At 65.6% G+C, this 22556-nt stretch carries 21 protein-coding genes and 2 pseudogenes; 4 read left to right on the forward strand and 19 right to left on the reverse strand.

Annotated features, from left to right (window positions below; all coding sequences use genetic code 11):
- Positions 1 to 86, forward strand: a pseudogene (locus tag BT98_RS27350) (IS5/IS1182 family transposase); the annotation flags it as partial.
- Positions 87 to 88: 2 nt separating this feature from the next.
- Here the strand turns inward: BT98_RS27350 and BT98_RS26770 are convergent.
- The 6 genes and pseudogenes from BT98_RS26770 to BT98_RS0118800 form a co-directional block, all read right to left on the reverse strand.
- Positions 89 to 912, reverse strand: a pseudogene (locus BT98_RS26770) (IS3 family transposase); the annotation flags it as partial.
- Positions 913 to 1280: 368 nt separating this feature from the next.
- Positions 1281 to 2786, reverse strand: coding sequence for an ArnT family glycosyltransferase (locus tag BT98_RS25100; RefSeq protein WP_155985208.1), 1506 nt, complete (start codon positions 2784 to 2786; stop codon positions 1281 to 1283).
- A 32-nt stretch (positions 2787 to 2818) separates the two neighbouring features.
- Positions 2819 to 4111, reverse strand: a complete 1293-nt coding sequence (locus BT98_RS0118785; RefSeq protein ID WP_026033372.1) for an NAD(P)/FAD-dependent oxidoreductase — start codon at positions 4109 to 4111, stop codon at positions 2819 to 2821.
- Between the two features lie 7 nt (positions 4112 to 4118).
- Positions 4119 to 5297, reverse strand: coding sequence for an ABC transporter substrate-binding protein (locus BT98_RS0118790; protein ID WP_019462075.1), 1179 nt, complete (start codon positions 5295 to 5297; stop codon positions 4119 to 4121).
- A 15-nt stretch (positions 5298 to 5312) separates the two neighbouring features.
- Positions 5313 to 6122 carry an ABC transporter permease gene (locus tag BT98_RS0118795; RefSeq protein ID WP_019462074.1) on the reverse strand — a complete coding sequence of 270 codons (810 nt, stop codon included), beginning with the start codon at positions 6120 to 6122 and terminating at the stop codon, positions 5313 to 5315.
- A 1-nt stretch (position 6123) separates the two neighbouring features.
- Complete coding sequence (locus BT98_RS0118800) at positions 6124 to 7044, reverse strand: ABC transporter permease (protein WP_115359386.1); 921 nt, start codon at positions 7042 to 7044, stop codon at positions 6124 to 6126.
- Between the two features lie 107 nt (positions 7045 to 7151).
- Between BT98_RS0118800 and BT98_RS0118805 the strand changes: the two genes are divergently transcribed.
- Positions 7152 to 8264 carry an ABC transporter ATP-binding protein gene (locus tag BT98_RS0118805; RefSeq protein ID WP_027297396.1) on the forward strand — a complete coding sequence of 371 codons (1113 nt, stop codon included), beginning with the start codon at positions 7152 to 7154 and terminating at the stop codon, positions 8262 to 8264.
- Positions 8265 to 8271: 7 nt separating this feature from the next.
- On the opposite strand, the gene BT98_RS0118810 is transcribed toward BT98_RS0118805, so the two are convergent.
- The 4 genes from BT98_RS0118810 to BT98_RS0118825 are packed head-to-tail and all read right to left on the reverse strand — an operon-like array spanning position 8272 to position 12016.
- Positions 8272 to 9213 carry a metal ABC transporter permease gene (locus BT98_RS0118810; RefSeq protein ID WP_019462071.1) on the reverse strand — a complete coding sequence of 314 codons (942 nt, stop codon included), beginning with the start codon at positions 9211 to 9213 and terminating at the stop codon, positions 8272 to 8274.
- The gene (locus BT98_RS0118815; RefSeq protein WP_026033370.1) at positions 9210 to 10076 is read right to left on the reverse strand and encodes a metal ABC transporter permease; all 867 of its coding nucleotides are present in this window, start codon (positions 10074 to 10076) and stop codon (positions 9210 to 9212) included. The genes BT98_RS0118810 and BT98_RS0118815 overlap by 4 nt, the downstream gene beginning before the upstream one ends.
- Before the next feature lie 25 nt (positions 10077 to 10101).
- Entirely contained in the window at positions 10102 to 11073 is a 972-nt protein-coding gene (locus BT98_RS0118820) for a metal ABC transporter ATP-binding protein (protein WP_275437626.1), read from the reverse strand.
- A 7-nt stretch (positions 11074 to 11080) separates the two neighbouring features.
- A complete protein-coding gene (locus BT98_RS0118825; RefSeq protein ID WP_019462068.1) occupies positions 11081 to 12016 on the reverse strand; it encodes a metal ABC transporter substrate-binding protein in 936 nt (311 codons plus the stop codon).
- 133 nt (positions 12017 to 12149) lie between these two features.
- Between BT98_RS0118825 and mntR the strand changes: the two genes are divergently transcribed.
- Positions 12150 to 12614 (forward strand): manganese-binding transcriptional regulator MntR, encoded by a 465-nt coding sequence (gene mntR / locus BT98_RS0118830; protein ID WP_081798660.1) that lies wholly within the window; start codon positions 12150 to 12152, stop codon positions 12612 to 12614.
- 245 nt (positions 12615 to 12859) lie between these two features.
- Here the strand turns inward: mntR and BT98_RS0118835 are convergent, their stop codons facing one another.
- The 6 genes from BT98_RS0118835 to BT98_RS0118865 form a co-directional block, all read right to left on the reverse strand.
- Positions 12860 to 13879 (reverse strand): M10 family metallopeptidase C-terminal domain-containing protein, encoded by a 1020-nt coding sequence (locus tag BT98_RS0118835; protein ID WP_019462066.1) that lies wholly within the window; start codon positions 13877 to 13879, stop codon positions 12860 to 12862.
- Positions 13880 to 14374: 495 nt separating this feature from the next.
- A complete protein-coding gene (locus BT98_RS0118845) occupies positions 14375 to 15094 on the reverse strand; it encodes a hypothetical protein (RefSeq protein ID WP_019462064.1) in 720 nt (239 codons plus the stop codon).
- Between the two features lie 25 nt (positions 15095 to 15119).
- Complete coding sequence (locus BT98_RS0118850; RefSeq protein WP_019462063.1) at positions 15120 to 16514, reverse strand: amidohydrolase family protein; 1395 nt, start codon at positions 16512 to 16514, stop codon at positions 15120 to 15122.
- A 3-nt stretch (positions 16515 to 16517) separates the two neighbouring features.
- Entirely contained in the window at positions 16518 to 17501 is a 984-nt protein-coding gene (locus tag BT98_RS0118855; RefSeq protein ID WP_019462062.1) for an ABC transporter substrate-binding protein, read from the reverse strand.
- A gap of 25 nt (positions 17502 to 17526) precedes the next feature.
- The gene (locus BT98_RS0118860) at positions 17527 to 18315 is read right to left on the reverse strand and encodes an ABC transporter ATP-binding protein (protein ID WP_019462061.1); all 789 of its coding nucleotides are present in this window, start codon (positions 18313 to 18315) and stop codon (positions 17527 to 17529) included.
- The gene (locus BT98_RS0118865) at positions 18312 to 19061 is read right to left on the reverse strand and encodes an ABC transporter permease (protein WP_037251574.1); all 750 of its coding nucleotides are present in this window, start codon (positions 19059 to 19061) and stop codon (positions 18312 to 18314) included. The genes BT98_RS0118860 and BT98_RS0118865 overlap by 4 nt, the downstream gene beginning before the upstream one ends.
- A 142-nt stretch (positions 19062 to 19203) precedes the next feature.
- Between BT98_RS0118865 and BT98_RS0118870 the strand changes: the two genes are divergently transcribed.
- Entirely contained in the window at positions 19204 to 19944 is a 741-nt protein-coding gene (locus tag BT98_RS0118870; RefSeq protein WP_019462059.1) for a GntR family transcriptional regulator, read from the forward strand.
- 336 nt (positions 19945 to 20280) lie between these two features.
- On the opposite strand, the gene BT98_RS0118875 is transcribed toward BT98_RS0118870, so the two are convergent.
- The 3 genes from BT98_RS0118875 to BT98_RS0118885 all read right to left on the reverse strand — a co-directional run.
- Complete coding sequence (locus BT98_RS0118875; RefSeq protein ID WP_026033367.1) at positions 20281 to 21129, reverse strand: intradiol ring-cleavage dioxygenase; 849 nt, start codon at positions 21127 to 21129, stop codon at positions 20281 to 20283.
- A gap of 9 nt (positions 21130 to 21138) precedes the next feature.
- The gene (locus tag BT98_RS0118880; protein ID WP_051004923.1) at positions 21139 to 22215 is read right to left on the reverse strand and encodes a maleylacetate reductase; all 1077 of its coding nucleotides are present in this window, start codon (positions 22213 to 22215) and stop codon (positions 21139 to 21141) included.
- A gap of 13 nt (positions 22216 to 22228) precedes the next feature.
- Positions 22229 to 22556: transposase (locus BT98_RS0118885; protein ID WP_027297397.1), on the reverse strand; the 328-nt coding region annotated here is incomplete at its 5' end.

Consider the following 22556-nt stretch of genomic DNA (forward strand, 5'->3'; position numbering starts at 1 on the left):
ACGAGCGCCGCGCCGACATCCACCTCGCCTTCACCACACTCGCCTGCGCCCTCGTCTGCCTCGGCCAGATTAGGCGGTTCTGTTAGGCGCTCTTACGCAGAGCCGCCAGCGCCAGTTCCCGATGCAGCCGATCCGCTACGGCCCAGCCAACGACGCGGCGCGCGAACAGGTCGATGACCACTGCCAGATACAGCCATCCTTCGCGGGTCCAGATGTAGGAGATGTCACTACCCCACTTCTGGTTAGGACCCTGCGCGGAGAAGTCCTGGTCCAGCAGGTCAGGCGCGATCGGCCAGGCATGGTGGCTGTCAGTGGTCCGCTTGAACCGCCGCTTCTGCCGGGCGCGGAGGCCATTCTCCCGCATCAGGCGGGCCGTCCGGCGGCGCCCGACAGCCAGGCCGCTGTCCTGCAGCTCCCGCGTCATGCGCGGGCTGCCGTAGGTGCCGTTGGACAGCGCGAAGGCCGACCGGACATGGGCCAGCAGCATCATGTCCTCGTGCTGGCGGCGGCAGGCCGGGCGACCCTTCCAGGCAAAGTAGCCTCTCTGGCTGACGCCAAGAACCCGGCAGAGACGGTGCACCGGGAACTTCTCTTTCGCCGCATCGATGAGCGCGAACCTCACCGACTTCCTTCCCGGGCGAAAAAAGCCGTGGCACGCTTGAGGATGTCCCGCTCCTGGCGAAGGATCCCGTTCTCCCGCCACAGCCGCTTCAGCTCGGCCGCGACGTCCTCCTGCCCCGAGCGGTCCGGCGCATCGATCTGCCGGTCCCGGCTCCGGCTGATCCACCTGACCAGCGTCGACAAACCTATACCGAGGTCTTCAGCAATCTCGCGCTGGCTCCGCCCGGTCGTCTGGACCAGCCGGACCGCCTCGTCCTCAAATTCCTTCGTGAACTGTCTCTGCCGCGTCATCGAGTTCCTCTCGCCTCATCAGGAACCCTCCACTTCTCCAAAGCAAGTCCAGCTCCAGCCCGCCACAGCCCTCCCCTGATCAACCAAGCCCCGCAACCCTCCACGAAACCGGGTCAACTTCAAAGTGATGCGGTGCGAAGCATGCCAGTTCCGGGAAGTCGTGGCGTCAACCGGGTTCATGGTCCTGGCACAAGTCACGCGCTCTCGGCAACAGTCGGGGACAACCCACTGCCCGGGCTGGCTGGCGATTGCTCGAATGGGACTTGGCAGGGACGGCATCGCGCCGTGACGCTCCTGCCGGAGCCAGGCCGGACGGCAAGGTGGCGCGTCGGCGGGCGCTGTTTGGTCGCGGATCATTGCTGGTCCGGTCAGGGCCCCGTACCTGAAGGGCCAGCTCCGCCATCGGGCAGGCGCTGGTAGATCTGCCGGGTGTGCCGGCCTACGGGAACCTCCAGTACCTTTCGGTAGTGCTGGCCCAACTCGTCTTCCAGCGCCGCAACGCTGTCCGCATTATTGCGCGGCTGCATTCCCTCCCAGGTCACCACAATTCCCGGACGTGTTGCGAAGATCCGGCGTATCTCGGTGACCTGGTCGGCCCCGATGGCGCCTGCCTCCTTCCGGTCGCTGAGATGGCTCGGGAAGGCGTAGCGGGTTGGGATGCAGCTTCCCGTAAGGTGGTACAGCATCGGCTCTCCGTCGAAGACGTAGAGGCATCCCACCAGCCGAGGTTGGATGAAGGAGACGATCCTGCGGATCTCGGTGCCGTCGCCGCGCTGCCGAACGTGCTTCGTGACGAGGACGAAGCTCGCCAACAGTCCGAACAGGCCCACCAGCAGGGCCACGGGCACGCGCGGCGCCCTGCCTGCGCGACCCAGCTTCAGGCCGATGCTTCGCCACGCGCCAAACACGGGTGCCGCCATGGCCGAAAGCGGCACGAGGAGCGGCAGGGCGTAGTGCGTGTAATAGGTTCCGAAGGCCAGGAAGCCGGCAAGGGCCGCGAGCGACCACGCCGTCACGAAATCCTGCGCCGCCGCGGCGTTCCGATCATTCCCCGGCCACACCAGCCGCCTAGGCCAGCGGCTCAGGGCCGCGGCCAGCAGCAGTGGCAGGAGCAGAAGGATGATCGGCCCCAGTCGGCCCAGGGCCGAGCCTTCGCCGAAGGTGCTGCGCTCAAAGACCGACAGGAAGTTCGCATAGAGGAAGGCCTCGCCCTGGCCCCGCAGCACGTAGAAGGCCAGGGCCGCAGCGGTGGGCAGCAGGCCGCAGGCGATCCAGGAGACCCCTTGAGCCATGAGTGTGACGGGGCGGGTTCCGGCGCGCCAACCCTGCCAGAGTAGCGCACAGCCGAAGAATATCCCCTCGAACACGGCCGTATACTTCATCTGGATGGCTATGCCGGCGAGCAGCATGGCACCACAGCCCAGGGCAAGCCGCCTAGCCGGAGAACAACGTCCGGCGCGGAGCGTCAGCCAGGCCGCCAGGACAACGAACAGGTTGTAGAAGACCGGAGCTTGGCCACCCACGCCCTCGAAGGCGCCCAGGAAGGCCAGGTAGACCAGCCCGGCGCTGACCGCGCCGGCGCGCGTCGCGAAGCTCGCGGCCACCACGGAGATCATCCCGGCCGTCGCCGCGGCGAAGAGCGTCGCGACCACCTGGTACTGATAGACGCCCTCGCCCCCGAGAAGGCGGATGGCCGCGTAGATCAGGAAGAGGCCGACCGGCTTGCGATCCCACAGATCGACGAAGGGCAACGCGCCCTGAAGCATCCGGTCGCCGACCAGGAGGTAGAAGGTCTCGTCCACGCCCACAACAGGGTTTCCGAAGACCGGGGCACGGATCGCGAAGGCGAACAGCAGCAAGATCGCCGTGTTCATGACCAGCAAGCCGGCATCTCTCGGCCAAAGGGTCACAGGCCGAGCCGGTCGCGGATTTCCCCATAGGTCAAGCGTGCGGCCACGCCAAGGCGCCGGAGCCCATGGAAGGGGATCGGTCTCAGATCGGTGATCGGAAAGTCGATCTCCTCCTGCGATGCCCCCATGACCCGCCGAGCCACCTGCTCTCCCATCGCCGTTGCCATGGCCACACCACGACCATTATAGGCGAGGCAGGCGATGACCCCTGGTGCAGGCTCGTGCAGATGTGGGTAGTGGTCCGGCGTGACGGCCAGTCGGCCATTCCAGAAGTACTCCCAGCCGACTTCCTTGACCTGCGGCCAGAGGCGCCGTGCATAGCGTGTGAGACGCTGGAAATCCATCGGATCGGAGGTATCGCGGTCAACGCTGCGGCCGCCCATCAGCAAGCGCTTCCTTGCGTCCACCCGGTAATAGACAGTCAGCGAAGCGATCTCGAACAGCACAGGCCGTTCCGGCATGATCGTGGCGGCGAGATGATCGGGCAATGGCTCGGTGGCGGCTATGGCGCTGAAGACCGGCACGATGGAGCGCCGCAGCCCCTTCCAGATGTCGTCACTATACGCGTTAGTGGCCAGCACGAGCTTCTCCGCCGTCATGGTTCCGGCGGGTGTGACGACACGCCATCGCGTGCCTTGGCGCTCGATGCGAAGCGCAGGCGATGCGGCATGCACGTTGGCCCCGGCTCGCTGCGCCGCATCAGCCAGCCCGCGTGCGTAACCCAACGGGTTCACGCTGCCGCCGCGCCGATCGATCGAGCCTCCTATGTAGCGGTCGCTGCCGGTCAGGCACTGCATGCCCCTCGCGTCGAGGATCTCCACCGGGCCGCCACGCCGGGCATTGTCCTCAGCCGTAGCGCGGATAGTGGAAAATCCGTTCGCATGGAATGCGCCTCGGATGGTGCCACCTTGATGCGCTTCGCACAGAATCTGATGTTGCCGGATTAGTGAGAAGACCTTGTCCGGCGCTGCGCCTGACATGGTGATCATGCGCCGTCCGAGCTCAGGACCGAAATCCCGCTCCACCTTAGCAGGGTCATGCTTAAGGCCTGGGTTGACCTGCCCGCCATTGCGGCCGGAAGCGCCCCAGCCGGGTTCGTGTGCCTCCAGAACCGCCACGTCCACCCCTCTCTCCGCGAGGTGGAGCGCGGTCGAAAGACCTGTGAAGCCGCCGCCCACCACCACGACCGAGACCTGCCGTTCTCCCTGGAGCGGCGGTGCTACGACGGGCTGCCTTGCCGTGTCGGCATAGAGGCTGCGGGGCAGGGAGCGTGGCGAGACGGCGTTCATTCCGCGATCATCCGAGCAGGAAGCGGTTCCACTTGGTCTTCACCGTATCCAGATTGGCCGCCCACCATGCGGGGTCGTAATTGATCAGCTTGTCCTTGATGTCCGGGGCGGTGGGCAACAGCTTCAGCCGATCCGCAGACAGAAGCTCAGCCGCCTTGTTGTTCACGAAGCCATAGGTGATCAATGAGGAGAGCCGCGCTTGCGGGGCGGCAAGCGTGATGAACGCGGCGAACTTCTGGGCGTTCACGCGGTTCGGTGCACCCTTGAGAATGGCCCAGCAGTCGTTGCGCAGCAGCTGGTCTTGCCAGACAATCTCAACCGGAGCTCCGCTTGCCTGAATGGCCGCGATCCGGCCGTTCCAGGCCGTGGCCATCACCACCTCGTCGTCGTTCAGGAGCTGTGCTGGCTGCGCGCCCGCGCCCCACCACTTCACCACATTTGGCTTCAACTCGCTGAGCTTGCCGATCGCCTTATCGACATCGATAGGATAAACCTTGTCGCGCGGCGTTCCGGCCGCCAGCACCCCGAGTTCCAGATCCGGATTCAGCGCGCCTCCACCCATCATGGCACGTGGGCCGGGAAACTTCTTCACGTTCCACAGATCGGCCACTGTTGACGGCCTGCCACTCTTGAATGCGTCCGTTCGATAGGCATAGATCTGCGCATAAGGCAGCATGTCGACAAAGAGTTCCTTGCGGAATACTGGGTCGATGTTGTCCGTATCGAAAAGCGCGTAGTCGATTCTTTCCCAATAGTCGCCTCTGGCGGCCAGAGCCACGACCGAGGAGCCTTCCTGTTCAGTCACGTCGTATTCGATGTTGCCTGTATCGACCATCGCCTTGACCTTGGCGATATCGGGTCCCTCTGTCTCCACGACCTTGATGCCGGAGAGTTCCTCGAAAGGCTTGAAGTAGGCTCGCCGTTGCGCCTCCTGAAGGCTGCCCCCATAGGAGCAGACGCGCACCACTCCATTGCCCTTGAGCTTCTCGGGGATGGAGCGGATCTCCGGAAGAGCTACCCCTTGCGCCAGAGCCGGCATGCCAAAGCCCTGCGTGAGCGCCGAAGCCGCAGCAGCCGTTAGCCCGAAGGAGGCGGCCCGGTGGATGAAGCGCCGCCGCGTAAGATCCGCCGCATGAGGTGGCTCCGCCGCGAGGCGCGCAAGCAGGCGTGAGATACGGTCGTCCATGGCAATCTTCTCCCGTTAGGATCCGTTGGAAACACCGGAGCGCAGCCGGGCCGAGCGCCGCCGAAGAAACTCGGCGCCAAGCATCAGCAGCGTGGTCAACACGATCAACAGAGTCGAAGCGGCCGCGATCGTAGGGTCGAGATTGTAGTTCAACTGCTCCCACATGCGGCGGGGTAGGGTGACGGCGCCGGTACCAGCCAAGAAAAGGGCGATCAGCAGTTCATCGAAGCAGACCACGAAGGCAAAGACCGCGCCGGCGGTGATGCCCGGTCGGATGAGCGGCAGCGTGACTTGGCGAAAGGCCCCCCAGGGCGTGGCGCCCAGGCTGAGAGCCGCGCGTTCCAGCCGCCGGTCGAGGCCACTCAAAGCGGAGACAACGTTCACCACCATGAAGGGCACGGCCAGTGCAGTCTGTCCCAGGATCAGGGCGATCGGTCTTCCGATCAGGCCGAAGCGCGCATAGACATAATAGAGGCCGATCGCCACGACGATGCCCGGCGCCACGATTGGTGACAGGATCAGTGCCTGGATCAGCCCCTTGCCGGGAAAGCGTCCTCGCGCGAGTCCGATTGCGGCTGGCACACCGAGTCCGACCGAGAGCAGGGTGGATACCAGCGAGGTCCAGAGGCTCATCACGGCGGCGTTGGTCCAGGCCTCGTTACCGAAGAAGATCCGGTACCAGCCGAGGCCAAAGCCCGGAGGCGGAAAGGAAAGGTAGCGCGCGGTCGAAAAGGAGAGTGGCACCACCACCACCACCGGCAGGACCAGGAAGCCCAGCACCAGGACCAGCGCGGCGATCAGCAGGACACGGCGCAGCAGGGGCAACTCAATGCCCTCCCTGCAACACCCGTCCCAGCGGGACGATCCGGGCCAGCAGAGCGAAGGCGAGAGCGACGATCAGCAGCAGAACCACCGCCATTGCCGAGGCGCGCGCCCAGTTGAGCTGGTTCACCAGATCGCTGATCAACATCGCTATCATCACATCCGATCCAGCCCCCACAAGGACCGGGGTGATATAGAAGCCGACTGAAAGGGCAAAGACCAGAACGCAGCCGGCCGCGACGCCGGGCAGGGAAAGCGGCAGGACCACCTGCCTGAAGGCTGCAAAGGGTCCGGCACCCAACCCGTTCGCCGCCCGCACCAGGCGCCAGTCCAGACTGCGCAACGTCGCCGTCAGGGGCAGGATCATGAAGGGCAGCAGCACATGGACCATGGCAAGATAGACTGCCAGGCGCGTGTTCATCAGCTGCAACGGCGTATCGATCAGTCCGCTCGCGACCAGGGCATTGTTGACGATGCCGCGCCGCCCGAGCAGTGCCATCCAGGCATAGGTGCGCACCAGGATGCTGGTCCAGAAAGGGATCAGCACCAGGATCATCAGCAGGTTCGCATGGGACTGCCGCATGCGCGCGAAAGCATAGGCCACCGGATAGGCGAGCAGCAGGCAGAGCAGCGTGACCGCAAGGCTTATCTGCATGGTGATGCCGAGCACGCGCCAGAAGATCGCATCACCGAGCAGCGAGATGAAAACCGAGATCGTCCAGCCTTCCTCGGTGAGCAGGCTGCGGGACAGCATGGCAGCTACGGGGTAGGCATAGAAGACGAGCATATAGAATAGCAGCGGCAGAACCAGCAGTATCATTGCATGCCGTGAACCGAAGGCTCGCCGGTTCTTGGTTAGGTCCGTGCCCGCCATGGGCAGCGCGACAGTCCCGGGGCCGCTTCCCAATGGCAAAGGTGCGTTCATGGCTGCTTTCCCTGCCGCAGGGAGAGACCGAATCCCGGAGCTGGACAGGCGCATTTCGTCTCGTCCATGCTGAATTCCCGATGCTGAGAAGAGGTCAAGCAAACCGGATGCCAGAGGACGCAGCAACTCCCCATCCTGAGAACTCCGGTGCCGAGATCACCCTCCGTGAGATCACCAAGCGTTACGGCAGCCACCTTGCCATCGACCGGCTTTCACTGTCGATCCGGCGCAGCGAATTCATCAGCTTCCTGGGTCCTTCCGGGTCCGGCAAGTCCACCACGCTGATGATGATCGCCGGCTTCGAAACACCCGAATCCGGCCAGATTGCCCTGGACGGGCGGGATGTGACCCATTTGCCCCCGCATCGGCGCGGAATCGGGATGGTCTTCCAGAGCTATGCGCTCTTTCCCCACATGACGGTGGCGGAGAATGTCGGCTTTGCCCTGAAGCAGCGCGGGGTCGGCAAGGCGGAGATCGTGGAGCGTGTGCGCCAGGCACTGGACCTTGTCCGGCTATCCGCTTTCGGTGGCCGTTATCCGCAGCAGCTCTCCGGCGGTCAGCAGCAGCGCGTGGCCATTGCCAGGGCGGTGATCTTCAACCCGCCGGTGCTGCTGATGGACGAGCCGCTCTCGGCCCTCGACAAGCAACTGCGCGAGGAGATGCAACTGGAGATCAAGGCACTGCATGAACGCCTTGGCATCACCTTCATCTACGTCACGCACTACCAGAAGGAGGCGCTGGTCATGTCTGACCGGGTGGCTGTGATGAACCAGGGGCGGATAGAGCAACTCGACGATCCGGCCACACTCTATGATCGCCCCTCCAATCGCTTCGTCGCTTCCTTTGTCGGCGAGGCGAATTTCCTGCCCGTGGAGGATATGGGGGTGGATCGCCCAGGGGTGCGCTGCGTATCGCTGGGCGGCACCCTCCTGCGAGGTACCGTCGCTTCCTCGGCAGCCCCGGGGCAGGCCTGCATGATCCGGCCGGAGAAAATCGGAATCCTTCCAGCCGGCAGTCCGGTCCCGCCGGGTCGGAATCATCTGATGGCCACGGTACGCGAAGTGACCTTCATGGGTGAGTTGACGCGCTGCGTGCTGCAACTCGATGCCGGTGGCGATCCCGTGGTCGCAAAGCAGCAGCATCGGGCGGATGCGATTGTCGTGCGACCCCAGGAGCGCGTGGCCCTGACCTGGGCGGTCGAGGACACGCTTCTGGTCTGAGGCCCGCCTACAATCCGGCCTCAGCGGCCGATATTCTGTCTCCAGCGCTCGCTTCGTGAGGTCGGCTGACGGAAGTTCCGGTGTCATGCGGAACACTTGTCCTGCCGGCTTCGCGGCGCGCATGTCGGCCCGCGAGCAGGCCATGCTTCGGCGCCAGGGTGAGGGCCAAGGCGAACAGCAGCGACAGCACGACGACGATGCTACCTGCGGGAGAGATGTTGGCGTGGTAGCTGGCGAGGATACCGATGAGGGTGGCGGCCACGGCGGCGGTCACGGCGATGGCCGACATGCGGCCGAAGCGATCGGACAGCAGATAGCCGATGCACCCTGGCGTGATCAGCAGCGCTACCACCAGGATGACACCGACCGCCTGCACGCCGGCCACCACCGCTGCCGAGAGCAGGGCGAGGAAAAGGTAGCGCAGCATTCCGGTGTTGAGTCCGATCCCCCGCGCATGTGTCGCGTCGAAGCAGAAAAGCGTCAGATCGCGGCCCTTTACCAGCAGGACAGCCAGCGTGATGCCGCCGACGATCAGGGTCTGCCACAGGTCCTCCCGCTCAATCCCCAGAATGTTGCCGAAAAGGATGTGGGTGATGTGGGCCTCGGTGGTCAGGAAGGCCAGCATGACGATGCCGGCCGCGAACATGCCGGTGAACACGACCCCGAGTGCCGCATCCTCCTTCACCCGGCTATGGCTTTGGACGAAACCTGCTCCCAGCGCGCAGAACATGCCGGCAGCAAAGGCGCCCGGCGCCAGTGGCAACCCGGCCGCGGAAGCCAGCACGACACCCGGCAGGATCGCATGGGAGATCGCATCACCCAGCAGTGACCAGCCCTTCAGCACGATGTAGCAGGAGAGCAGTGCGCAGGCCGTCGCAACCAGGGCGCCGGCCCCCATCGCCTCCAGCATGAAGCCATGGCTGAACGGAGCGAGGAAAGTGTCGATCATGCCGCTTGTTCCAGCCTGCCCGCCTGTCGCTTGGCACGGCGGCTGGCCAGGATGCCATGCCGTGGCGCGAGGATCAGAACCGCCGTGAAAATCAGTGCCTGTAGTGTGACGATGACGCCGCCGGTGGAGCCGTCCAGGAAGTAGCTGAGATAGGCGCCGGTAAACGCGGTACTGGCGCCGAGGGCCGTGGCACCCGCCATCATCCGTCCGAAACGATCTGTCAGCAGATAGGCCGTGGCGCCCGGGGCCACCAGCATGGCAATGACCAGCACCGCGCCCACTGCCACCATGGCTGTGACGGCGACAGCGGCGACACAGCCCAGCAGCAGCATCTGCAGCAGGCGTGTGTCAAGCCCGATCGCCTGTGCATGGGCGGCATCGAAGGCCCAGAGTGTCAGGTCGCGCCCACGCAGTGCCATGACCAGCAGCACGCCGGCCGAGACAAGCAGCATCTGCATCGTGTCGGCCGGCGCGATGCCAAGCACGTTGCCGAACACCACCGTCTGCAGCCGCATATTGCTCGGGTAGAGCGTCAGCAGGACCAAGCCGAGGCCGAAGAAGGCGGTAAAGACCACGCCGATCGCGGAGTCCTCGCGGATGCGGCTGTTGCGGCGAATGAAGCCCATGCACCAGGCGGCCAGCATGCCCGAGGCGAAGGCACCGAGTGCGAAGGGCAGGCCCAGGATCCAGGCCAGCGCCACGCCCGGCACCACGGCGTGCGACAGCGCATCGCCCAGCAGCGACCAACCCTTGAGCGCCACGAAACAGGACAGCAGGCCACAGACAGCGCCGATCACGGTGCTGACATATATCGCATTGCGCATGTATTCGTAGGCGAAGGGGATCAGCAACTCCTCCGTCACGGCCGGATCTCCATCGAAGGCTCCCTCATACCTCCGGGCCCAGGCGGCCGAGCACCCGCCCATCGGTGGTGACCACGAACCGCTCGCCATTCCCGCCGTCCCGCAGCGTCAGGCGTTCATCGGCCTGCGCTGTCCCCGGGCTGGACGGCTTGGCGGCGTCGCCGAAGGCGCGCGCGATCTGGGCGGGGGTGAAGACGTTACCGCAGGGGCCGGCGGCAAGCACGGTACCCTTGACCAGCGCCACCTGATCGCAGAATTCCGGCACGCTGGCGAGGTCGTGGGTGGAGACGAGGATGATCCGCCCTTCCGCCCGCAGTTCCCGCAGCAGTTCCATAATCTGGCCTTGTGTGGTGACGTCCACGCCTCCAAAGGGTTCGTCCAGGAGGATGATCCGGCCGTCCTGGGCCAGCGCACGGGCGAGGAAGACACGCTTCTTCTGCCCACCCGAGAGCTGCCCGATCTGCCGCCCGGCGAATTCCTCCATGCCGACCCGGCGGAGTCCTTCCTCCACGGCGGCACGATCCGCAGCGGAAGGGATGCGCAGCATGTTCATGTAGCCGTAGCGGCCCATCATGACGACATCGCGCACACTGACCGGAAAGGCCCAGTCCACCTCCTCGTTCTGGGGGACATAGGCCATCCAACTGAGTTTCTGCGCCTCGCTCACCGTGCGGCCGCCAATCCGGACTGTGCCGGAGGCCGGCCGTACCATGCCCATGATGGCCTTGAAGAGCGTGGACTTGCCGGCGCCGTTGACGCCGAGCAGCCCGCAGATCGTAGGCCCGTCCAGCCGCAGCGAGGCATCCCTCAGCGCGACATGGCCGTTGGCATAGGCGACCGTTACCCCCTCCACCCTGAGGTCGAGCGTCTTGCCTTGTGGCGGCCCCGGATCCGGTGCCGCCCTGGACAGCAGCCGTCGGCCGATGCGGCGCAGGGACGAGGCGCCGTGTCTGTCCTGCCTCGGCAGTGCCACGCCACGCGACGGGGACATGAGCATGACGTGTCTACCGTCCAGGCGGCGGCTGGAAGGCGCGGACGATGGTGCTGGCGTTGTATTCCAGCAACTTGACGAAGGTCGGCGCCACGCCATCTTCCGCCGTCAGGCTGTCCACGTACAGCACGCCACCGAACCTGGCGCCGGCCTCGCGTCCGACCTGTTTCATGGCCCGGTCGCTGACCGTGCTTTCGCAGAACACCACCGGGATCCGGTTCTTCCGTACCGTGTCGACGACACGCCGGATCTGGCGGGGTGTACCTTCCTCCTCGGCATTGATCGGCCAGAGGTAGAGTTCCTTCATGCCGTAGTTCCGGGTCAGGTAGGAGAAGGCGCCCTCGCAACTCACCAGCCAGCGGCGCTCCTCGGGAATGCCGGCAAGCTGCGCACGGATCGGCGCGTCGAGCGCGCCGATCTGCTGGGTGTAGCGAGCCGCATTGGTGTTGTAGGTCTCGGCATTGCGGGGGTCGGCCGCTGTGAGTGCCCGGCGAATGTTTTCGACATAGATCACCGCATTGGCGGGTGACATCCAGCTGTGCGGGTTGGGGCGGCCAGCATAGGGACCCTCCGTGATGCCGATGGGCTCGATGCCCTCGGTCAACACCACCGAGGGAACATCCTTTACCCGCTGGAAGAAGCGCTCGAACCAACGTTCCAGGCCCATGCCGTTCCAGAGGACGAGGTCCGCCGCCTGGACCTTCACGATATCCAGTGGCGTCGGCTCATAGTCATGGATCTCGGCGCCCGGCCGGGTGATCGATTCCACGATCGCGGCCTCGCCGGCCACGGTCTGGGCCATGTCCTGCAGGATGGTGAAGGTGGTGACCACACGCAGTGGCCGGTCGCGCGGGGTCTGGGCGGCGCCTGTGGCCTGGCTGCCGAACAGGAAGACGGCGGCAAGCGCTGCCATCGCGAGAAAGCGCCTGGGCGATCGGTTGTCCAGCATGAACTTTCCTGTAGCTATTGCTCGTATGTCAAGTCCGATACAAAGCATGTAGCATAGGCTACAATCAAGAGCGGAACCTGCGAACTTGGCCCGGCCGTGGCATTTTCATCGGCATGAGGTATTCTTCGGCCTGATGATGCAGGACGACGCTGAGCAAGGCAGGCCGGGAGATCCGGACGTGACGCTGCCCGAAGAAGACATGCAGGCCGCGCGCCATGCCTCTGCGCGTGCCGGCCGTGCCTCGGCCGTGCTTGAGGACTACGTCGAACTGATCGACGACCTGCTGGAGCGGGAAGGGGAGGCCCGTGCAACCGATCTGGCGCGCCGCCTGGGGGTTTCGCACGCCACGGCCATCAAGAGCATCGGGCGGCTCAAGGGTCTGGGGCTCGCTCAGTCAAAGCCATACAGGGGCATTTTCCTGACCCCGGAGGGTCATGCCCTGGCGCGGAAGGTGCGGGCACGCCATCGCGTTGTGGTCGATTTCCTCAAGGCGGTCGGCGTACCCCCGGAAATCGCGGAAAGCGATGCTGAGGGATTGGAGCATCACGTCAGTGATGAGACGCTTGAGGCGTTCTCCAAGTTCCTGCGCCAGCTTTAACCCAGGGCCAGATCCGGGTCTGGCCAACAGCTTCGCTTCAGGCCCCGGCGAGACGCGGTTCACCTTCAGGATGCCGTTGACGAGAGCAACGGACGGATGGCGCAGGATCGCGACAGCTTCCCCTTCACCCGGATCGGTTGATCAGGCGTTCATGTCACCTGCTCGTCCGCGTCCCCAGGACGCGGGCGAGCGCCATTTCACCATGCGGATGGTCGGGAAACGGCTACCGCAATGGCGACGATCAGTCAGGCGAAAAGAAAATCCGTTGCCGTGAGGTGAGGTACACCGTGCACGACCACCACGCTGCTGGTGGAGAACTGAATGGAGGTGGCGTTAGGATCCGAATCCCCGATGACGGCGCCTGCCACGAGCGTGAGGTCGGCAAAACCGTGGATGCCTTGGCTGGCATAGCCGGTCAGGTCGATGTGGTCCTTGCCTTGCTCGAAATCCATGATCTGGTCGCGACCGCTACCGGTGGCGAAGACGAACGTATCGCTGCCACCTCTGGCGGTGCCAGTCTTCGGCCCGTCGCCCCACATGATCTCGAAGGAGTTGCTGCCGGCGATCAGGATATCATTGCCGCCCCTCGCCTGGTCGGACAGGGCTCCGTCGCCATACATCATGACGTAAGGGGCGTTGCTCCCCCCCACGATCACGTCGTCGCCGCCGCGCGCGTGTTCGGTCAGCCGGCCGTCGCCATAAGCATAAAGGCTCTGAGCGCCATCCGAGAGCCGGAAATGGTCATTTCCGCCACGGGCGTGGCCGCTGAGGATCGAGGCGTCGCCGTAAAGTGCCATCCCGATGCCGCCGCCGATGATGGTATCGTCGCCGCCGCGCGTGGTGCCATCCATGGTCCGCGCATCGCCGGCGACGAAGCCACCGCCTGACGCACCGTTCGAGCCAGGGTAGATCAGGTCGTTACCCCCACGGGATGCGCCGTGCAGCTCCAGCGCGTCGCCCACGATCGTGATGCTGAGGTGGGAGCCGAAGCCACCGAAAATGGTGTCGTTGCCGCCGCGGCTGGAGCCATCCATCGTGGCGGCGTCGCCAGCGATGAGTTCGGTCGAGTAGCTCGCGCTGACGCCGTAGATGATGTCATTGCCGCCGCGGGCATGGCCAGCCAAGGCCTGGGCGTCGCCATACAACTGGTCGTTGTAGCGACCGGTGTAAGGATCTATCGGTTCGAGGCCGCCGCGCAGGATCTGGGCTCCCCCGGACTGAGAGCCGGACAGGGTGCCGGTGGTGTCGCCATAATAGGTGGGCACGGTTGTTTCCTCCGTCGCCCGCTTCTCCTCGGGGCGGCAGTTTGATTCGTAATCGAATCGTACCGGGAAATCCATGGCGTTGTGCTTGAATGTTCTCATCCGCTGCAAGCAGGGCTGCCGGGTGAGACGGCATGAAGCACCGGAGGGCGACGCATGACGTGCGCTTCAACGTCATCTGCCCAGGCTTCGTGCGTGCGCCACTGGCGGAGAAGCAGATCCCGAAGCAGGTACATCAGCGACGATGACGTCATGCACAAGGTGATGCTGAAGGACACGGTGGGCGGCGGTTCACCACAGTGGACAACGTGGCCCAGACCGTGGTGTTCCTGTCCGGCTTCCCGGCCAATGCGCTGACCGGGCAGTCGGTCGTGGTCAGCCCCGGCTGGTTCATGCAGGAGGAGCCTCCGTCCAGCAACGCCGCCTTGAGGGTGCGTTCTGCCTATCGGGGCCGGGCCGCTGGGGAACGTACCTGTTGCTTGTGCTGAAAAGCTGCTGTCAGCTTCGCAGGGAAAGCAGAAGCAGTGCGGCGGCGGCCACCGCGATCAGGCGGATCAGCTTGACGACGCGACCCGGCTCGATCCTGGGCCGCAGCATGAAGCCGCAGCCTGCCCCGGCCAGACAGGCGGTGATCAGGCTCCACAGAATGCCAGCTCCCGTGGCGCTGGTGGTGGGCAGGCCGGCGACTGCGAGGGCCACGCCATACCCCACGCAGGAAACCGGCTGCATGACACGCCGTACCTCGTCGCCGGAGCGTCCCGCGCGGGCCAGCGCGACGGGAGTTACCGGACCGGGACTGGCGGTCCACAGGGTGAGCATCCCTGTCACGATGCCGGCCCCGGCGATCCCCGCCCAACCCTTATCGAATCCGGTGACGGGTGCGGTCGGGCGCGGCAACGCAGCGAGAAGCAGGACAGCGGCCGTTATTCCCTTCAGCGCAGCCTCCGGGATGGACGGCAGGACGGCCGCTGCCGCACAGCCCAGCAGGATGGAGCCCGATGACAGGGCCACATCCCCCCAGCGCAACCGCACCCCACCCAGAGCCGTGGCCACCAGGGACACGAGGAGGTTGAGCAGCAAGAGGACCGGTATGCCGACGGCGGTGCCAAGCCACAGGAAGAGCGCGGCCCCGCAAACGATGCTGAGGCCGGCACCGACCGCGACCTGGATCGCGGCGCCGGCCGCGACCAGCGCCATACAGACCATGATGAGAAACATGACGATCCCTGGTTGGTGGCGCCGGTCAGCCGGCCAACGCGATGCGGTGGCTCGCCGAATCCGGATGGATCTTGACGATCGGCGAACCGGCGATCGCGGCTTCCGCCCGGGCCGCCACCTCGCGCATGGTGGCACGTGCATCCCAGTCCAATGGCCACCCGCGCCAGAGCCGGAGGCGGCCCGCCACGAAGACGGCCTCGATCTGGTCGCGGTTGCCGAAGCGGGTCAGCTCCCACATCAGGTCCCGTGACGGCACGAGCTCCGGCACGGCGAGGTCCACCAGCAGGAAGTCGGCCGCGAGGCCCGGCGCGATGCGGCCGGTAACGGCGCCGAGGCCGAGCGCGTCCGCGGAGGCCGCCGTGGCATGGACCATCCACGGCCAGCCGCCGCCGCAGGAGAAATCGCCCTGCGGGATGCCATAGGCGAGACGCTGCGAGGCCTCTGCCGCATCGAGCAGGCGGAACGCATCGCTGCGGGTGGCGTCGGTGCCCAGCGCCAAACCTATGCCCATCTCCAGCATGGCCGTGGCGGGCGCGACGGCATTCCCCTTCCATTGCGAGGCGACAGGGCAGTAGGCCACCGTGGCACCGCTGTCGCGCAGCAGCCCCAGCTCGCGCGGCGTGACCAGAGTCACGTGCGCCAGGAGTGCGGCCGCGTTCAGCGCGCCGGTCGCCTGCAGGTGCTCCACCGGCCGCAGCCCGCGTGCGACGAGGGAGCGCTCCACGGCGACGAGGTGCTCGTTGGCATGGGTCTGGAACGGCACGCCGGCTTCGGCGCAGAGGGAGGCGACCCTGTGCAGCATGGCATCCGTCGCCACCTCCGGGATCGAGATGGCGAGGGACGGATGAACCAGCCCGTCCGAGGCCCAGCGGGCGAGGTGGCGTTCCGCACGTGCGAGGATCGGGGCCGGATCGGCAGGTTCTGGCCCGGTTGCGTCGTTGCAGATCAGGCCGAGCACGGTGCGTAGCCCGGCCCCCCGCACCGCGTCGGCGATGGGGTCTAGGTCGCCCTCATGCCGGGTCCCGGCATCCACCACGGTCGTGAAACCGCCTCGCAGCGCCTCCAGGGCCGCGAGCTTCGCGGAGAGCCCCGCCATTTCCCCGCCGAGGTGCGATTCCATCGGCACCCAGATGCGGCGGAAGATCTCGGAGGGTTCACCGAAGGCGAGCGACTTGCCAATGGCCTGGGTCAGGTGATGATGCGCATCGATGAAGCCCGGCATCAGCGCGTGATCCGGCAGGTCGATCGGAGCGAGATCCGCGTTCGCGGCGAGGATCGCCGGAGCCGGGCCGACCGCGGCGAAGCGGCCGTGCTCCACCAGGACGGCGACGTCGCGCACGAAACCTTCGGGCAGCAGGGCCTGGCCTGGCCGCAGCAGCAGGCGGGAGGCGGCCAGGATCTCGGGGGAAAGGGTGCGCATCGATCAGTCCAGGGTCACACGGTCAGGCATGACGGCGCGCAGTGGCGCCTCCGCGATCGCCGCGCGGAAGACGGCGGGCTCGGTGGAGGCGCCGCGCGCGGCCCCGGTCTCGGCCAGCCAGCGGCCCTCGCGTTCCATCAGATCGAGCAACGGCCGGTCGAGGCTGATTCGGGCGTCGTAATCGGGCCAAGCCGCGCGCACAGCTTCAAGGTTCTGTGCCCGGCCCGCCAGCCGCGCGGCCGCGGCCTGGGCCGCCTCGGTTTCGGTGGCCATGGCCGCCTCGGCCTTGAGCAGCGCTGACAGAAAGCGGCCCGTCACGTCGACGTCCCGGACGAAGGCCTCGGAGGCGACGAGAAGGTAGGTCGGCTGATAGGACCTGACAGGGATCTCAGCATAGTCGGCACCCAGTGCACGGCGCGTGCCGGCATAGGCGTTCGGGAAGGGGGCTGCCGCATCCACATCGCCGCGCGCGAGCGCCGCAATGAGGTCGGCCGGCCCGATATTGACGATCTCGGCCTGGATGCCGGCCGTGGCCAGTTCCGACATCAGCATGAAATGCGTGTTGGTGCCGAGCGTGACACCGAATTTCCGGCCCGCCGGCGTGGCGAGCATGGGTGCCGTGCCGCCCTGCTTCTTCGTGACGATGCGCATGCCCCTGTAGCGGGACAGCGTGCCGACCACGCCGAACTTCTGCGCGCGCAGTGCTCCGACCACGACGGGAAGCTCCGCCATCATCGCAAGGTCGACTTGGCCGCCGATCAGCGCCTCGAAGGCCTCGCGCCCAGTGGGGAAGTTGGTGACAGCCGGAGCAAGACCCGCCGCCCCGAACAGGTCGCGCTCCTGTGCCAGGGCAAATTGCGGTGCCTCCACGGAGAGGCCGCCGCCGATCCGGACAGGGCGTGGCGATTGGGCACGCGCCAGGCTGGGCATGATTGCGGGAGCGAGGAGGAGGGCGCCGGCAAAGGCGCGGCGGGTGACGCGGGTCATCGGTCGGTCCATAGAAAGACAGGGGTCAGGCGGCCTCGGCCGCCGGTGCGTGGCGCAGGAGGCCCATGATGCGATTGCGCTGGGCGAGGTACTCGGGGCCCACCTCGGCGCCGGCGCGGGCGGCGCGATCGCCCAGCTCTATCGTCTCGACGATCCGGCCGGGGCCGGCGGCCATGACATGGACGCGATCCGCCAGCACCAGCGCCTCGTCCACGTCGTGCGTGACGAAGAGCACGGTGGTACGGTGCGCCCGCCAGACGCCGAGCAGCAGTTCGTGCATCGAGGCCCGGGTCTGGGCATCCAGGGCGCCGAAGGGCTCGTCCATCAGCAGAACCCGGGGCCGCGCCGCCAGGGTGCGGGCCAGCGCCACGCGCTGCTTCATGCCGCCCGAAAGCTGCCCTGGGTAGGAATCCCCTCGTCCGGCGAGGCCGACCTCCGCCAGCGCGGCCTCCGCCGCCTGACGGCGCCTGACGGCGGAATGGCCAAGCCGCCTGAGGGCGAATTCCACGTTCCCGCGCGCGGTGAACCAGGGGAACAGCGCGTATTGCTGGAAGACGACGCCGACCTCGGGGCTCGGGCCGCGGATGGGGCGGCCATCCACCGTCACCGCGCCACCGGACAGCGGCACAAAGCCGGCGATGGCGTTGAGCAGGGTGGACTTGCCGCAGCCGGACGGCCCGATGAGCGCGGTGAAGGAGCCGGGCTCAAGGACCAGTTCCGTGGGGGCGTGGGCCTGTACAGGCCCACGCCGGCCCATGAAGCGGATCTCGGCCGCGGTCGCGCGGACCGCTCCGGTGGAAAGGGTGGTGCTCACATGACCTCCCAGTGCACGAGGCGGCGGCTGGCGGCGACGAAGGCCGCATCCAGCGCCGCGCCGAGCACGCCGAGGAGGATGAGGTTCACGAACATCACGTCGGTCTGCATGAACTGGCGGGCCTCCTGAATGCGGAAGCCAATGCCGGAGGAGGCGCCGGTCAGCTCCGCCGCAACCAGGGAGAGAAAAGCCAGCGCGGCCCCCATGCGCAGCCCCGCGACGATATGCGGCGCGGCGGCAGGCACCACGACCTCGAAGAACTCCCGCAGACGGCCCGCCCCCAGCGAACGGGATGCGCGGATATAGGTCCCCGCGACGGAAGAGGCGCCGTGATGCGTGCTGAGCCAGACGGCGAGGAAAACGGTATAGGCGATCACGAAGTGCTTCGATCCCTCCCCGATGCCGAACCAGACGATGGCCAGCGGCACGAGGGCGATGGCGGGGATGGGGCGCAGCAGCATCAGCATGGGCGTCACGGCATGGCCGATCAGGCGAGTGCGTGATGTCAGCAGCCCCACCAACACGCCCAGCGTGGCGCCGATGGCAAAGCCGATGGCCGCCCGGCCGAGCGAGACGCGCAGATCGCCGAGAAGCGTTCCATCCGTCCACAACTCGACAAAAGCCGCGGTGACGACGGGCGGGCTCGGCAGGAAAACGGGGTTCACGCCCGGCAGAGCACTGAGGACCCACCAGAGGAGTACGATGCCTGCGAGGGCGGCGGGCACGCGGCCGGCGCGGCCTAGCATCCTGATCAAGTGAAGCTCCGTTTTCGCTGGATAAGCACCTTGTTATAACTAGTCATATCTCGTCATAGTAGGAGGATATGTGATCAATGGGGCAAAAATATCCCTTCGCGGTAAGATCTCCGCATAGGAAAAAGGCGATGTGATGAGAAAAGAAGCGGACGATGGTTCGGATTACCCAAGGCCGCTCTACGACGTGATCCGGGACGCCCTGCGAGCGGATATTGCCGCCGGACGGCTGAGGACCTTCGACCGCCTGCCCTCCGAGGCGGCTCTGCAGTCGCGCTTCTCCGTGTCCCGCATCACCGTGCGACGGGCCGTGGGGGAGTTGGCACGGGAAGGCTTGGCTTTCGTGGTGCCCGGCAAAGGCTGGTTCGTCGCACGCCCTCGTGCGGTGCAGCCTCTCCATAGTTTGCAAGGTTTGTCCGAGGCCATGGCCGCGAAGGGGAGGAGCATCCGTAACCGTGTTCTCCACGTGCGCGAGGAACCCGCGAAGGCCGATAGTGCCGAGTGGCTGCGCTTGCCGGAGGGCGCTCCAGTGACATCCATCCGGCGTCTCCGGCTGCTCGATGGCGAGCCGCTTTCGGTGGAAGACACCTGGCTACCTGTAGAGCTCGGCCGACGGCTGGCTGGAATGGATCTGGAAGGGCGCGACGTCTTCGCGATGCTGGAAGGGGATCTCGGCGTGCGGCTGGGGCGAGCGGATCTTGTCATCGGTGCCATCGCCGCAACCCTCCCTCACACCACGCTGCTGGAAGTGGTGGAAGGGGCTCCACTCCTACGGATCGAGCGGCTGACGCACGATGCGAACGGCACGCCGATTGATGCTGAGCAGCTCTATTATAGGGCCGACGCATTCCAGTATCAGGTCAGCGTGAACCGATAGGGGCCTGGCAGAAGCAGATGAAGGCGCAGACAAGGTGGGATGTCTTGCGCAGCGCCGTGACTGAGCCGACCGGCGGTGTCGAGGCCGCAGCGGCGAGAAAAACTTGCCAGGGCGGATCTTGCAATATGCCTTCATACCGGCCGTGAATATGCCGAAACGGCATAGCGCAGCTGATGGGCACGGGCTGTGCTTCACACCCATCAGAAGTGCAGGAACAACGCTCCATTCCAACAGGCCCTGGAATACCAGAACACGGGTCCGACGAACCTCACGAACGGATCAACGCATCGGGAACTGTTCAATCCCAGCTACATATTTTTCTCCGAGAACGAATACTTAAGAACGATGTTCTTCCGGCACCATCACGAAGTCGAATGGAGACCGCCAGGCGATATCACCCTGGATGGGTTCAAACGACGCTATCAGCGTTTTCTTAACCCCAAACACAGCGTCGGATTCCAGGTAAGGATCGCCGTCAACAAAGATATGGGTCACAATCTTTCGGAACCCTGGCGCTGTCACCATGTAGTGCATATGGGCAGGACGATAGGGATGGCGTCCTAGATGACTGAGCATCTTGCCGACAGGCCCATCATCGGGGATTGGATAGCTGACTGGCTTTATGCCAACAAAGCTGTATTTCCCGTCGGAACCGGTGACGAACCTGCCACGATTGTTCCATTTCGGTTGAATGCCGGGTTGTTGCACATCATAGAAGCCTTCCGCGTTGTCCGACCAGACATCCACGGTCGCGCCGTCGATAGGTTCGCCATTCAGATCAATGACACGGCCTTCGTAGAGGCAGCTTTCGCCTTTGCCGTCCAGTGAGATCGAATCGCCCATCTGGCGAACCGGCGCACCATCGACATGAAATGGGCCAAACACGGTGTTCTCAGTCGCGCCAAGCGGGCGGCGGTTGTTGATCGCATCGACCAGCATCGACAGGCCTAATGTATCCGACAACAGGATGAATTCCTGCCTCTCCTCAGAGCAGATCTGACCGGTTCGGGTCAGGAATGCGATGCCGGCCTCCCATTCTTCCTGCGTGAGGTGCACTTCCTTTGCAAAGGCGTGCAGATGCCTGACCAGCGCGGTGAAGATCTCGGCCAGGCGCGGGTCAACGTCAGGACCCATGCGGCCATTGACCGCATCGGCTGATCCTTCCTCGTTGAAATAAGGAATCATCGGAAAACCTCAGGAGCTGAAGGGACGGCGGCCCAGCCAGGCATCTTGCAGAAGCTGGCGAACACCATTGCGTTCGATCCGGCGCGGGTTCGGATAGGGCGTAAGCACGGCCAGATCCGCCACATTGTCCAGATCGGCCTCGGTCACGCCGAGCGACCTCAGCGCCAGCGGAGCGCCCATGCGCTGAGCGAAGTCATAAAGGCCACCGGCTGCACTGCCGCTGTCCAGAAGCCGGGCGGCCGGTTGCAGCACCTCAGCGGCGGCCACCTCGTTGTACGCTATGGCATGAGGCAGGACTATGGCATGGGTCTCGGCATGAGGCAGGTTCAGCGTGCCGCCCAGTGTGTGACACAGCTTATGATGCAGGGCCATGCCGACCTGGGCCAGCACCGTTCCACATAGCCAGGCGCCGAACAGCGTGTCTTCGCGGGCGGCCAGATTGTCCGGCGCCGTGACCACCCCAGGCAGACCCGAGACAAAGGCACGGATGCCTTCGACCGCCAAGGCACTGGAGAGCCGGTTGGCGTCATGGGCATAGAGCCCTTCGACGGCGTGGGCCATTGCATTCAGCCCGCTGGTAACAGTCATAGACACAGGCAACGTGGCGACCAGTTCCGGGTCATAGATGATGACCTCGGGCTGGACTTTCTCCGACCTCAACGTGGTTTTCACACCGTTCTCGGTCTGACCCAGCACCGGTGTCGCCTCGGATCCGGCATAGGTGCTGGGCAATACGATTTGTGGCAGGTCTGTCCGCAGCGCGATGGCCTTGCCCAGCCCGATGGTCGAGCCGCCGCCAACAGCGACGACGCAATCCGCCTCACTTGCCGCGACCTGTTTGAGGGCGGCCTCCGTGACATCGACTGGCGTGTGCATCGTCGCGTCGGTGAACAGGCCCACGGCGCGCGGGCCCAGTGTCTGGACAATGTCCTCTCCTTCGCGGACCTGCTGAGGGGTGGTCAGCACGAATGCACGTGACAAGGATAGAGCATCCAGTTCCCGATCCAGGGACCGGCGCGCACCGCGGCCAAAATGGACGCGCACCGGGGCGCCTCCCTGCGCGAAACCCGCATGAAAGACCGGCATGACCTAAGAGCGCCTAACAGAACCGCCTAATCTGGCCGAGGCAGACGAGGGCGCAGGCGAGTGTGGTGAAGGCGAGGTGGATGTCGGCGCGGCGCTCGTAGCGGATGGTCAGGCGTCGGTAGCGGGCGAGCCAGGCGAAGGTACGCTCCACCACCCAGCGGTGTCGTCCGAGGCGGGCGCTGCTCTCGATGCCACGGCGTGCGATGCGCGGGGTGATGCCACGGGCGCGGCACTCCCGGCGGCAGCGACGGTGGTCGTAGGCCTTATCGGCGTGGAGTTTGCCCGGCCTTTGCCGTGGGCGGCCGCGATGGCCGATCCTGATCCGCGGCACGGCATCCAGG

Origin of the sequence: Roseomonas mucosa ATCC BAA-692, assembly GCF_000622225.1 — a bacterium.
Taxonomy (GTDB): domain Bacteria; phylum Pseudomonadota; class Alphaproteobacteria; order Acetobacterales; family Acetobacteraceae; genus Roseomonas; species Roseomonas mucosa.